This is a genomic window from Sorangium sp. So ce295 (assembly GCF_051527405.1).
Classification (GTDB): Bacteria; Myxococcota_A; Polyangia; order Polyangiales; family Polyangiaceae; genus Sorangium; species Sorangium cellulosum_B.
The window spans coordinates 8521898-8534718 of the sequence record NZ_CP150324.1 but is presented as its reverse complement, the minus strand read 5'-3'; the positions used below and the strand labels follow the sequence as shown (position 1 = coordinate 8534718).

The 12821-nt window shown below is 69.2% G+C and carries 12 protein-coding genes; 1 reads left to right on the top strand and 11 read right to left on the bottom strand.

The annotated features are described in order from the left end of the window. Window positions 1-2 precede the first annotated feature (2 nt). The 11 genes from WMF11_RS32235 to WMF11_RS32185 all read right to left on the bottom strand — a co-directional run bounded on the left by WMF11_RS32235 (window position 3) and on the right by WMF11_RS32185 (window position 11415). Entirely contained in the window at window positions 3-581 is a 579-nt protein-coding gene (locus WMF11_RS32235; protein ID WP_437973476.1) for a hypothetical protein, read from the bottom strand. Between the two features lie 2 nt (window positions 582-583). Beyond that, entirely contained in the window at window positions 584-2224 is a 1641-nt protein-coding gene (locus WMF11_RS32230) for a hypothetical protein (RefSeq protein ID WP_437973475.1), read from the bottom strand. Beyond that, window positions 2221-2607 (bottom strand): GPW/gp25 family protein, encoded by a 387-nt coding sequence (locus WMF11_RS32225; protein WP_437903074.1) that lies wholly within the window; start codon window positions 2605-2607, stop codon window positions 2221-2223. Before WMF11_RS32225 ends, WMF11_RS32230 begins: the two co-directional genes overlap by 4 nt. 5 nt (window positions 2608-2612) lie before the next feature. Continuing rightward, window positions 2613-3974: a type VI secretion system baseplate subunit TssK gene (tssK, locus tag WMF11_RS32220; protein ID WP_437973474.1), complete on the bottom strand. Its 1362-nt coding sequence runs from the start codon at window positions 3972-3974 to the stop codon at window positions 2613-2615. 13 nt (window positions 3975-3987) lie between these two features. Further along, the gene (locus tag WMF11_RS32215) at window positions 3988-4557 is read right to left on the bottom strand and encodes a hypothetical protein (RefSeq protein ID WP_437973473.1); all 570 of its coding nucleotides are present in this window, start codon (window positions 4555-4557) and stop codon (window positions 3988-3990) included. A 33-nt stretch (window positions 4558-4590) separates the two neighbouring features. Beyond that, window positions 4591-6282, bottom strand: coding sequence for a type VI secretion system contractile sheath large subunit (tssC, locus tag WMF11_RS32210; protein ID WP_437903071.1), 1692 nt, complete (start codon window positions 6280-6282; stop codon window positions 4591-4593). Then, complete coding sequence (locus tag WMF11_RS32205) at window positions 6275-7963, bottom strand: type VI secretion system contractile sheath small subunit (protein WP_437973472.1); 1689 nt, start codon at window positions 7961-7963, stop codon at window positions 6275-6277. Before WMF11_RS32205 ends, tssC begins: the two co-directional genes overlap by 8 nt. A gap of 87 nt (window positions 7964-8050) precedes the next feature. Further along, entirely contained in the window at window positions 8051-8992 is a 942-nt protein-coding gene (locus WMF11_RS32200) for a hypothetical protein (protein ID WP_437973471.1), read from the bottom strand. Next, window positions 8989-9996, bottom strand: coding sequence for a type VI secretion system protein IglI family protein (locus tag WMF11_RS32195; RefSeq protein WP_437973470.1), 1008 nt, complete (start codon window positions 9994-9996; stop codon window positions 8989-8991). The genes WMF11_RS32200 and WMF11_RS32195 overlap by 4 nt, the downstream gene beginning before the upstream one ends. A gap of 2 nt (window positions 9997-9998) precedes the next feature. Then, a complete protein-coding gene (locus WMF11_RS32190; protein WP_437903067.1) occupies window positions 9999-10388 on the bottom strand; it encodes a DUF4280 domain-containing protein in 390 nt (129 codons plus the stop codon). Between the two features lie 67 nt (window positions 10389-10455). After that, entirely contained in the window at window positions 10456-11415 is a 960-nt protein-coding gene (locus WMF11_RS32185; RefSeq protein WP_437973469.1) for a hypothetical protein, read from the bottom strand. A gap of 117 nt (window positions 11416-11532) precedes the next feature. Between WMF11_RS32185 and WMF11_RS32180 the strand changes: the two genes are divergently transcribed. Next, complete coding sequence (locus tag WMF11_RS32180) at window positions 11533-12792, top strand: eCIS core domain-containing protein (RefSeq protein WP_437973468.1); 1260 nt, start codon at window positions 11533-11535, stop codon at window positions 12790-12792. The last annotated feature ends 29 nt before the right edge of the window (window positions 12793-12821 follow it).

The window sequence follows — 12821 nt, the reverse complement described above, 5'->3', positions numbered from 1 at the left end:
GCTCATCCCAGGTTGACCAGGTTGCCTTGCACGTTCGTCATGCTGCCCTTGAGCGTGGCGATCCCTGTCGACTCGGCGCTGAGCGTCGCGTCGGCCTTCACCTCCACCATGGCGCCCTTCACGGACACCTTGCTCGTCCCCGAGGCGTCCACCTCGAGCGACGCGAGCTTGGCGGCGGACGACGAGAGATCGAGCGTGCTCTGCCCGCCCCCGGAGAGGGACACCTTGGTGCTGCCGGTCGCCTTCACGTTCGTCCCGGAGATCGAGACGTCCTTGTCCGACGCCAGGGTCATGTCCTTGGCGCTCTTGAGATCGAGCGTGTTGTCGCTCTTGTAGGTCGACGCCTTGGTCGAGGTCATCGTGATGGTCTCCGAGGCGGTGACCTCGAACTGCTTGCACGAGATGGCCACCTTCTCGGCCGTCTGCGTGATCGTGCTCGTGGCGTCCGAGCCCTTCACCGTGATCGTGATCGAGGTGCCATCCATGGCGATGGTCTGGGTGATCTTGTCGTCGGCGTTGTCCACCGTGACGGTCACGCCTCCGTCCTTCGCCATCACAACGGTGCAGACCTTCGTGCCCAAGGTCAGGAGCCTCCCTTGGTCTCTTCCACCTTGAGCGTCAGCATGCCCTCTTCCAGCTTGAGCAGCACCGTGTCCTTGTCGCTCGTGCGGAGCACGCGCAGGACGGGTTTGTCGTCCTGGTAGTCGTGGAGCACCGAGGTCTGGCTCTTGTCGGATTTCCCGAAGAGGAGGTGCTGCCCCTGTCCGTCCTGCGCCACCTTCGCGCCGGGCCGGTGGTCGAGCACGCGGACGATCTCCGCCCGGTCGAAGAAGCACGCGACGCGCACCTTGGCGTGCTTGTAGACAGGCACATAGAAGGTGCCCGTCGCCTGCGTCGACAGGTAAGGCGCCTGGATCTGCTTGTTCTCGAAGGCCGGGATCTCGACCTTGTACTCGTCGATCGACGTGTCGGCGTTCTGGTACACCTGGTACGTGACGTCGGTGTCCTCGCCGACCTCGCTCAGGGCCTTTCCCTCGAGGTATCCGGGGAAGTGCGGCGCCGCGAAGGGCGGCAGGTGCACGAACGGGTCGGCCTTGTCCTCCAGGCGAACCGACATCGCCAGATCGAACCCCGTGGCGGCGTCCCCGTAATCGCGGTCCGGGCCTTGATCGAGCGCCGTGGCCGCGAGGGAGAGCTCCACCACCCGCAGCGGCCCCGCCGCGGCGCGGAGCGAGCTGCTGAACCCCCCGCTCGACGAGACCGTCACGAGGCTGCCCGGAGAGACTGGCACCGTCGGCGAGCGCTCGAACGAGAGCAGGAGCTGCGTCAGCGGCGCGCGCACCCGGCTCGTCTCCAGCGCATTTCGGTCGTCGACGTCCTGCGCCACGTCGGTGCACAGGGCCGTGTCGCGGAAGATGCCTGTCGCCGCGTCCGCGTTCGTGATCGGCGAGAGCTTCGGCGAGTCCGCCGCCACGTTCCGCACCCGCGGCGCGTACCGCGCGGGCTCGCCGATCGCCCAGGTGACGTCGCCCACGTCGTCGCGGGGCAGCGCCGCGGCCGTGCCGCTCGTGTCCTTGGTCTTTGCGAGCTTGTACGTGCCCTTGTCGTGGTCGAACGTGAAGACGCCCCCAGCGCGCTCCACGTACCAGATCAGCAGATCATAGAAGCTCGCCCCCCGCTCGGGATCGAGGTGGAAGAAGACCATCGGGACCGCCTTGGAGAGCGTGTCCCAGTCGTAGCTGAGCGTGATCTTGTCGCCCTTGTTCGCGTCGAGCACGTCCTGGAACGATTGCTGGGCGTGCAGCGAGGTCGGGTGATGCTGGCCCCACAGCGCGCGCGCCGCGTCGAGGAACCGCACCCGGTAGCGCCGGTAGAGCACCGGCCGCTCGGCGAAGCCGCGGTCGAACATCTTCTCCGTCACCAGGCGCTCGACGACGAGGCCGCGGGTCTCGATCGACGGGATCGTCGGGCTCTTCTCGGCGTCTGACCGCACAGCCTTCACCGACAGGGCGATCTCCGCCAGGTCCGGCTTCTGGAAATCGGCGAACAGCTTGTCCTCGTACTCGCCGCCGCGGGTCTTGTCGTCCTGGATCACGAGCTCGACGGTCCCCTCGGCGCCCCAGGGGGTAAGGCGCAGGCTCACCGCGCGCACATTCCCGCCAGGGATTGTGTGCTCCGTGCCGCCAGCGGTCAGGGTCACCGAGACGGAGAGCCGGTCCCTCATCGCGCGGCCCCTCCGTCCGGCGGCCCCGCCGGGATCGGCTCCACCTGGACATACCGCAGGATCGTCTGCATCCGGATCCGGAAGGCGGCCGGCCGCCCTTCGATCTCGCACCGCAGGCGGAACGCGGCGAAGAGCGAGCCTTCCCGCCCGAGGAACGTGAGCTCCGGCCTCTCGGCGCGCGGCTCGAACGCCTTCACGTTCTGCAGCATCTCGCGCGTCAGCGCCTCGAGAAGCGGCTTCGTTGCCAGGTGTTCGTCGTAATCACCCAGCCCGAAGACCTCGGACGCCTCGGCATACCCCTTCTTCGAATTGAGCACGGCCGTCAGGTTCCGCGCGACCGAGTGGAGCACGGACTCGGATCGATCGCTGGCGAGCCTGCTCATGAAGCTCATCGCCGGTCCGGCCTCGTCGCGCTGCCTGCGGAGGCAGCTTCATGGCCTTCCCCGGCACCGGCGCCGCCCCGACCGGCCTGGGGGGCGGCGTTCGTCCAGTAAAGCGCCGCCCGGATCCCGGCCATCTCCTTGGTCCGCACGAAGCCCATCGCGCGGGCCTTTCGCACGTGCGCCCATTCCTCTTTCTCCTCCGCGGTCCTCCCGGGCTTCGGCAGCGCGTAGACATCCGCGCGAGGCCCGAAATCCGCGGGCGGGGAGCTCGAGAGCACAGGGCGGATGCCCAGCGTGGAGTACTGGCTCAGCCACGGGAGGCGCCCCGGCTCCCCCACGCGGATGTTGTACTTCTGGATCGGCCCCTCGCCCGACGGCGCTGGCCGCTCGATGATCAGGTACAGCTCCGCCGCGTCGAGCACGTGGTCCGGGAGCTCCGGCGTGACGAAGCGGCCCTCTTCCTCGCGGAAGGGCAGGGTGGGCGCTGCCGGAGGCAGGTTGTCGATCTGCTCCAGGAGGGCGCCCATCACCCCGCCGAAGACCTCGCCGAGGTTGTCGTGGTCGTAGAGCGGCAGTGGATCCGCCGGAAGCTCGCCCGAGAGCAGGTGGACCTCCAGGAGCAGCTCACGGAGGGCGTGGAGGATCGGATGCGGGTGCAACCGCGCGAACGCAGGGCTCTCCTGCTTCAGGAGGACGTCGTCGAGCAACGCCCGCGCCTTCCGCACCTCCGCCCGGCCGCGCAGCAGCGCTTGCACGGGGCCCGCCGAGCGCCGCGCCGCGGCCACGTGCTTCGCCAGGTCGTCGTCGTACCGCACGAGGCGGTCGCGCAGCAGGAGGAGGGGCTCGTACAGATGGGGTGTCGCCCGCAGCCGGAGCAGGGGCGGCACCACGTCCGGCGAGGCGTGGAACGATTTCCCGTCCCGGGTCTCGAAGCGACCGACGAGCAGCGAGCGCCCGCGCGGCGCCGCCGGCTCGAACGCGAGCTGGGATCGCAGGACGAGCCGCTCGGACACGGAGCCTTGCGGGCGCGGCTCGGCGAGGGGTGGATCGGGCGAGAGCACCTGGAAGTGGACGTCCACAGCCGTCCTGCCGGCCTGCTTGAGGCTCAGGGGCTCCGGGAGAGCGACGTTGTCTCCCCCCCGGACGATGTTGCCGCTCGGGAGAGCCGCCTGGGCCTCGTCGATGCGCAGCGCGCCGCGCGAGAGCTCGCCCGCGTCCCAGGCGAGGGCGAGCCAGCCGTACGAGGGCAACCCGGGGATCTCCCCCCGGGCGCGGGCCTCCTCGGCCAGGGCCTCTTCGAGCGCCTCGAAGTCTTCGGGGCGGAGGACCTGGCCTATACGCCAGGCGATGCGCGTGAGGCTCGCCACGGCAGCTCCCAGGTCAACCGACCGCGAGGCCCCAGGACTTCGCGACGGGCTTCTGATCGGCTGTCGCGATGTGGAGCGTCTGGGCCGACGGCTGCGGCTTGACGCCCGTCTGGAAGGCGTAATTGATGGGCGACTGCACCTCGGTCGACGCGTCGTCCGCCACGGTGACGTTCAGCTCGTCGCCCCGCTTCTCGAGGATCCCGTTCATGTCCGTCGCGTTGCTGTGGAACGCGAGGAAGTACTTCTTGGCGACGGGATCGTAGTCGTACACCGAGAACTGGTACACGACCTCGACGCTCGTCAGATCGTTGATGACGAGCGAGGCGACGTTCTGCCGGTTGATGACCGAGATCTGCCCGGAGAAGTACACGGCGTCGGTGACGCCCGTCTCCCAGAGGACATCGCTCAGCACGGCGACGACCTTGAGGTCGTTCTTCGGGTTCGTCGGGTCCTTGCAGGTCTGATCGGCCGTGAGGTCCGTGCCGGCGAGCTTCATCTTCGTGATGAAGCCAACCGGCGTCTGCTTGTCTTTCTTGTAGTTGTAGCCCTGGTAGATATCCAGGACCCTTCGGTATTGCGGCATGGGGGCTCGTCCTTTGTACGCGGTCTCGGGTCGTTACTTTCCGCCCAGGCTGGCTTCCAGCCGCAGCTCGACGTCCATCCCTTCGAACTGGAGATGGGGCAGGATCGAGATGACCGTCTTGTACCACCCGAAGGGACCGGGCTTCGGCTCCACGGTCACGCTGGTGGCCTTGAACGGGTAATAGCGGAGCGTCAGGTCATCCGGGTTGACGACCGTCGTGACGAAGCCGCCCAGCCACTCGGCCAGCGTCTTCTGGATGTAATCGGCGTCGGCCGTCGATCCGATGTACTCGCGCACCATGGCCTTCACGTAATGGGCGATCTGCGTGATCGAGTACGTGTAGGCCAGGTTCGTGACGAGCTGAGCGTTCTTCGTGTTGACGTCCTCGAGGAAGGTCTTCCCCTTCTTGACGGACTGCGCGCTGAAGAAGGTAGCGACGCTCTCGCCCTTCTTGTGCACGAGCGCCATGAGACCGTTCCTGGAGAACTGGAACTCCCGAAAATCGGGGATCACGATCTCCACGGGCGGCAGGGACTCCTCGTTGGATTCGAGCTGCTTGGCCTGCTTGCCATAGACGATCTGGTCGTCCTTGCGCTTGTAGGAGAACACCGTGAGCCCCGCGACGAGGCCGCCGCCCTTGGGGCCGCGGATGTGCTGCGCCCACTCGCTCAGCGCGTACGAGCGGATGAGGTTCTTCGCGAAGAGGACGGCCGCGTTTCCCCAGAGGAAGTGGTTGTCGTCGCCGCGCGCGCCGGGCTTCACCGTCTCCTCGTACTCGACGGCGTTGCCCGTCTCTGCGTCGCCCGTGGAGCCCCACGGCACCCGCACGAGGTACCGGGGCACCGTGAGCCCGATGTAGGCCGCGTAGTCCTCGTCCCGGAACACGTCCCATTTGCCGTACTTGGAGCGCGACAGGATGGCGTCGAGGTCGGCGATGTCGGCGACCTCCTGCATGTTCTTCTTGTCGAAGAAGCCCGGCCCCGCGGAGGACACGAACGGGCAATGCGCGGCGGCGGCGATCTTCGACATGGTGCGCAGCCACTTCACGTCCTCCGCCGCGTTCGTGACCTTCTCGAACTCGTAGAGGCCGATCATCGTCGCGAAGGGCTCGCCGCCGTAGCGGTCGTACTCCTCGACGTACACCTTCTGGAAGAGCGCGCTGCCGAAGATGTCGCTGTCGTGATCCGCGAAATCCGCGCGGAGCTCCTCCCGCGTCACGTCCAGGAAATCGATGTAGATGTCTTCTTGCTCGACCTCGTCGCAGAGCTCGTCGAGCCCGCGCCAGTTGCGCTCGAGCTCGCGGAAGGCAGGGCCCTGAACCACCTTGTCGAGGTTCTCCCCGAGCTTCTGGTCGATCTCGCCGAGGAGCTGGTCGATCGTGCCGAAGAAATCGCTCAGGGTCGAGTCCTTGCCGGACAGGAGCTTGACCTTCTCGCCCGCGCCCCGCGCCGCCTTGGGGCGATCGCTGACGATCTCGACGTTCAAGAGGAGCGCGGCGAGCGCGTTCATGAGCTGCGCGCCGTCCTTGACGTCGGCGTCCCTGTCGCGAAAGACGACCTTGGCCGGTGTCTTCGCGTCCTCCGGCGCGGCGATGGTGGCCAGGGCCGTGTCGGAGAGCGGATCGAGCCGGACCAGCTTGAGCGGGTGGTCGTCGGCCTCGAGCGTATCGGTGACGGACGCGCCGATCGTGCCGAGGAGGGTCTTCTGTAGCGGGGAATTAAACATGGTTCACTCCGTCGCTCTTGGCGTTGGCGATCACGAGCTCCGCGTACTGTCCCCGGAGCTCGCCGCTCAGCGCCTCGAGCTCTGCCTTCTTGTCCCTCAGCGCCGAGCGGAGCGCGTCACGCAGGGCGGGCACGTTGCGGATCTCGGACTGGAGGGTCTGGAGCAGCTCGCGGATGACGCGCAGGCGGTTGAGCTCGGGCACGTTCGACACGATCTCATCCGGGCTGAACGAGGACCATGCGTCGAACGGCAACACGCGCTCGGCGTACGTGGGCAGGTCGGCGCTGGCGCTGCTGCTCGTGTTGGCGGCGGCGTCCTTGTCGAAGCTGGCGACCATGTCATCGACAGCCTTCTTCTCCGTCTCCGCTCTGCCCTTGGCCTCCTGGATCGGCTTGGTGGAGGTCTTGATCAGATCGCTCGCAAGATCGACCTTCTGGGCGACCTCGGCCATCCCCTCCACCTGCTTCGCCTTGTCGGTCTCCGCGGCGAGCTTCGCCGCAGCGTCGAGGGCCTCCTTGGTGGCGTCATAGGCGCTCTTGGCCAGCGCGATGGCGCTCTGGGCGGCATCCGCCACGGGCTTGACGGCTGCCAGCACCACCCGCGCCTGCCGGACGGTGGCCTCCGCCGTCTTCGTCGTCGCCTCGTCCACGGCCGCGCCAGCGGCGGCTGTCGCCTTCGGGTGCACGATCTCCACCTGCGCGGCGGCGCCCGTGTAGGCGGCGGCGGCGGCCGTCGCGTCCGGCAGGAGCGCATCGAGGTTCTTCTTGGCCTCGTCCAGGACCGACTTGAACGGCTCGAACACGGCGCTATCCACGGTCAGCGCCGTCAGGCTCGCGCTCTTGCCTGTCTGTAGCTTCGCGTCGGTGGTGAGAGCGCCCGACTGCTTCACGATCTCCTCGGCGTCGCTCTTCGCGCGCTCGCGCCGCTCGGGGAGGGGGCCGGGCCGCGAGTTCAGCGTGGCCTCGATCTGCTCTGGGTCGTTGTCAGAGATCCCGATCTGAAGGCTCACGGGATTGCTGACGCGCACGACACCTGCGACCACGCCGACCGGCTCGTCCTTGAGCGGGATCGTGAGCAAGCCGCGCACCTTGCCGCCGCCCTGGAGCTTGATGTCGACGGAGGGCGGGAGGGCCGCGCGGTCGAGCGTCACATCCGCCGAGAGGTTGACAGGGCCGCTGACGTCGCACAGCCCGTTGTCGCTCTTGCTGCTCGTGAACGTCGCGGTGCCCGAGAGCTTCACCACCGCTTCGCCGGCTTGCGTGCTGGCGGAGAGCGCTCCGGTGAGCTTCACGTTCTTCAGGCGCCCCGGGAGGATGGTCGCGAGCTCCTTCGGCAGCTTCACATACGGAAGGAGCTCCGCCATGAAGTCGTCGACGCGCCCGCCCGCCTTTCCGAACCGGAACGAGCGTATGGGCCGCGCCGCGAGGGCCGGGACCGTCTGCACGGCCTTGGGGTCCTTCGGCACGCCCTGATCGTTCTGCGGCTCCGCGTGCGCGTCAGGACCGGTGAAGTCGCCGAGCACGAGCAGCCGGAATGGGAGCTTTTTCCGCACCTCGGTCCCGCTGATCCGGGTCCGGTAGTGCAGCATCAAGCGAGAACGGTACCGCTCTGGGAACGGATAGGGGAAATCTTTACTCACGAGCTTCTCCTCGGGCGCGCAATCGCGTGCGCTGCGGCGCATCGGGCACAGGGGCCGCGACGCCCCTCCACGCCATATACAAAGTTTTTCATACGACCCCGCATGGGGCCAAAAACTCCGCGCGGTGGACTAGGGAGCTCCAGGCGCTGTGCTTTGCGGCACAGGCCCCTCGAACAGGAGGCTCACCCCCGGCCGCGGCGCGAGGACGAGCGGCTCCACGCCCACCCGGCCTCCGCCGAGCCGCAGCATGGCTCCTCCCCGCGGGTCCACGAGCCACACGCGCAGCAGGCACTCCGCGCCTCGTAGCGCTGGCCACACCCGATGATCCAGCCGCCGCACGATCTCGGTAGGCCAGTCTTCGTCGGTCCACGTGTCCGTCCGGCTGATCTGCAGCGCGACGTCGAAGCCGCCGATCGGCGCGGGGGCGCTGCCGCCCAGCATCGCGGAGCCCAGCATCGCGAACCCGAGCCGCGCCTCGTCCGCGGTCAGGGTCACGCCCACGATGCCTCGCCGGACCGACGTTCGCAGCTCCGGGAACACCCGTGAGAACAGCCAGAAGAGCCCTGAAGGCGTCGCGAGCCGCGCGATCGCGCGCATGCCTCGGTGCGTCTCGGGCCCGCCCTGGCCGAGCCACGCGCTCGACCCGGCGTCCGTCGCCTCCAGGCGCGCGCGGAGCAGCCCGTCGTCGATGCGCCCGATCAGCCCATCGAACGCAGGACCGCGCTTCGGGTCGATCTCGAGCTCACGGAAATAGGAGGGCAACGTCGATGTGCTCGAGCGCAGTCCGATGTTGAGCGTGAGGGTGATCCTGTCCGGCTGGATCTCGAGGGATTCGACGGGGGTGCGCTCCGGCGCGTGCGAGCGCTTGCTCTGGATCCATATCGGCCTCCCCGGCCAGCAGCGTTGCACGAGCCGGAGCAGCGTTGCCGGCTCGATGAGCCGCGCGCGCCTCTGGAGCGCCTCCTCCAGCCCCGGCGGGGGGTACGCCGGGGGCGATGGCGGCGACGGCGGCGAGGGGCGTCGCGGGGGCGGGGGCGGGACGCGGCGAGGCGGAAGGAGAGGCGCGCTCACGGCGTCATGAAGTGATCGGGGTCCACCTGGTAGAGCTGCTCGAGCGCCTCCCATTGCGGGCTGCCCATGGCGTCCCAGTGCGGCGCGAGCTGCTCGACGTGCCCCGCCAGGAACCGCAGGTAGGGCACGAACACATCCGGGAAAAACACCTTGGGATCGAAGCTCTTCAGCGTCCGCCGGATGTCGTCGGCGACGACGGCTGCCCGCTCCGGCTCGTCGCGCGAGAGCAAGGCGGGCACCGCTTCGAGCTTCCGGAGGAGCAGCTCGAACGCCGGAGAGACGGGGATGGTGCGGCGGTCCAGCTCCGGCGCATCGCCGGGCGTGCTCCCGCCGCGCGCGGCGGCCGGGCGGGGGCCCTCGTCCTCCGGGGCCGGCGCGGGCTCCTCCGGTTCGGCGGTCGCCTCCTCGGCGGTCGCCTCCTCCGGCTCCGGCTCGGGCAGGGGCCGCGGCGCTGGCTTCGGCGGCGCCGGGTGGCGATCGAAATGGGCGCGGATCCGGGCGTCCAGGTCCGACAGGGGCGCTGTGCACCGCGGCGCGTCCAGCGCGCTCGTCAGGGCCTCTCTCAGGGCCGAGGAGGCGCGCAGCGCCGGGCCGCCGACCGCGTCGTGATCCGAGCGGATCCACGCCTTGAAGGTGGCGTCTTGCATCTGCTCGTGCGCGTCGACGTGGTTCACGATCGACCGGAAGAGCCGCGCCAGGGTCCCGTCGACGACGCGCGCCTTGCGCTCCTCCGGGCGGAGCGAGAGCCACCGCGCGGTGACGGCCCCCCGCAGCGCCTCGAAGATGCCGGGCAGCGATTTGGGGCCCTGCTCGACGAACGCCCCGAGCAGGTACGCGGCGATCAGCCGCACGTCGGTGGAGCCCTTCTCCAGCCCGAGGCGCGCCGTCTCCGCGGCGAGCTGGGCATCCGACGCGCCGGCCGACTCCACGGCCGAGAGCCGCGCGTCGTCCGTGTCCTTCCCGTCGCCCGCGAGCGCCTTCTCAACGAGGCCGAGGTCCAGCATGGTTATGTGTCGATCACCTTGAATTGCCCGGGATTGAGCACCTGGATCACCCCGCCCCAGGCGCACATCAGCTTGCAGCTCACGTCCACCGCCGGCGGCCCCTTGAGCATCACCTTGGTATTTCCTGGCAACCACGTCCCGGCGGGGACCGGGACGCAGGGCATGGGCGTGAGCACCCCGAGCGCCGCCGCCGTCGCCGCCGCGACCGTGGGGTTGGCGAGCGACGTGCACGCCCCGAAGGGCGGGACATTCATGGCCGGCGCCATGTCGGCGATGTTCGCCCCCGGAGCGCCGGCCATGACCATCTTCACGGGAAGGACCGCGAGGGTCGACGGCGCGAGCCCGAAGCTGCACATCATCGTGGCGCCAGCGGCGACCTGGGGACCGGCCATGGAGAGCTTCCTCGCGAGAGCGTGAGGTTGCCCTTGCGAGGGGCGGGCGGCCAGTTTTCGACGGGAGCTACTTCTTCTTGGTCAGATTGTCGTAGCGCTTGCCGTAGCGCTCGCGGTGCTCCTGCGAGACATGGGTGTAGTACTTCTCGAAGGACAGGCCCCGCATCTTTCCGTAGACACATCCGCCCTTGGCCCAGCCAAGCTCGAGCTGAACGGCCGCGTCGTAGGTCCGGATCACGTTGGTCACGCCGGCGAACTCGACCCGCTCGACCTTCTCGATGTAGTCCTCGCGGGTCAGCTTCTGCGCGGCGCTGTCGAGCTCCGCGAGGAGGCCCCGGTTCTGGTGGTTGGACAGCTCCATGACGAGCTGCTGTGTCGCTTCCGACTCGGTCTGTCGGGCATCGATGAAGACGACCCTCTGTGTAGAATCGTACAGACCAGGGCCCTCGTAGACCACGATGGCCTCGAGCCCCTTCGTGACATACGCAACCCAGTCCTTCCCGAGCGTCGCCTCGAGGTTGTCGAGCAGGGTGTTCTTGTTCCAGCCCTTCCCTGTGCTCTCCGCGCTCGACGTGAGCTTCATCCGCTGCACGACCTGCGCGGGGTGCGGCGCGCGCGCGGCGCCGGCCTTCTTCGGCTGCGCTGCCGCCGCGCGCTTCACCGTCGCGGCGTGAGGACCGCGCGACGTCGCCGCCGTCTTGGGCTGCGCTGCGGCGTCGCGTTTGACCGCGGCGGGGTGGGGGCCCGGCGCTCGGGTGGGTTTCTGCGGAGGCTCGGCGGTTTTGCGCTGCACCGCGGCGGGGTGAGGGCCCGACGCGCGCGTGGATTTCTGCGGAGGCTCGGCGGCCTTGCGCTGCACCGTGGCGGGGTGGGGGCCCGACGTTCGCGTGGATTTCTGCGGAGGCTCGGCGGCTTTGCGCTGCACGCTGGCGGGGTGCGGCGGGCGTCCTTCGCCCAGCTTGGGCTGGACGGTGGTCTCGCGAGCGACGGTGGCGGGGTGCGCAGGCGGCGGGGGCGCGGCGGACATGGGATTCTCCGGGGCGGGACGACGAGCGTACGCGGCCGCGCGGGCGGCGCGCAAGATTGCCTTCGCCCCCTTCCTTTGCTCCTCGCTCACACCGGATGATACCGTCTCTCCCCGGGCATGCGATCCCGCTCTTCCTCCACCACGTCGACCCCGGCCTCACGCGTGGTGCAGGCGTGTTTCCCCGCGCGGCGCATCCCCTCGGGCACCGCCGTCCAGCGCTTCGCCCGCGTGACGCTGCCTCCGCATCCTGCCGCCGCCCAGCCTCGGGCCGCCGCGACGCACCCGGACATCCCTCCTCACCCGGCGACCGTGGCCCAGCCGCGCGGCACGGCGGCGATCGCCCCGAGACCTCCGCACCCGGCGACTGTCGCGCAGCTGCGCCCGGCGTTCGGGGCAGCGCGGGCGGCGCAGCGCAAGGAAGCCGATGTGCACGCCTTCCAGACGCCCGAAGGGTTTCTGGAGAAGTCGGGCCCCGGTCAGCCGCTGCCGTCCTCCGTGAAGCTCCGCATGGAACGCTATTTTGGCGCCGACTTCTCGGACGTGCGGGTGCACGTAGGGAACGAGGCGGCGTCGATCGGCGCGCTCGCGTTCACGCTCGGGTCGGACATCTACTTTGCGCCCGAGCAGTACCAGCCGAGCACCCGGTATGGCCAGGAGCTGCTCGGTCACGAGCTGACGCACGTGCTCCAGCAGCGCGAGGGCCGGGTCGCAAATCCGTACGGCGACGGCGTCGCCGTTGTGCAGGACGTCGAGCTGGAGGCCGAGGCGGACAGGCATGGCAAGGCCGTCGCGGAGGGGAATCCGGGGCCCGGCTCGGCGGCGCCGCCGTTCGGGGGAGGGCCGGGGAGCCAGGGAGGCGGCGCGCCCGGCGGCATCCAGGGGAAGGTGGGCACCGCACAGTCGAAGAACGGCTACAAGCTCGTGGTGGGCGCTTACATGCACGAGGGGCGTTTGCCGGAGGCGCTCGCGGGGCACAGCTTCGTCGCGATCGAGGAGCCGAGCGGCGAGCGCCACGCGTTCGGCTTTTCGCCGGCCCATTATGGCAGCTATGACCCGAACCGGGATCTGGGGCGCCTCCAGGTCGGCGTCGAGGGGGTGGTGCACGATGACGCGGGCGCCTTCGACAAGCCGGGCGTGAAGATGCAGAGTTATGCGATCACGCAGGAGCAGGCCCGTGCGGCGATGGCGAAGGTGGGTGAGTACAAGGCGGGGAAGCATCGTTACAGCGCGGACCGTCAGCAGTGCTCGACGTTCGCGCTGGACGTGATGAAGGCGGCGCGGGTGCCGGTGCCGGCGGGGGGGACGGCGCCGAGGCCGCGGGTGATGTACGAGGCGCTGGAGGCCACGGTCCAGGGGCGACGTGGAACGCGCGGGTAGAGCGGCGGTCACCCGCTTCGGAGACGGGC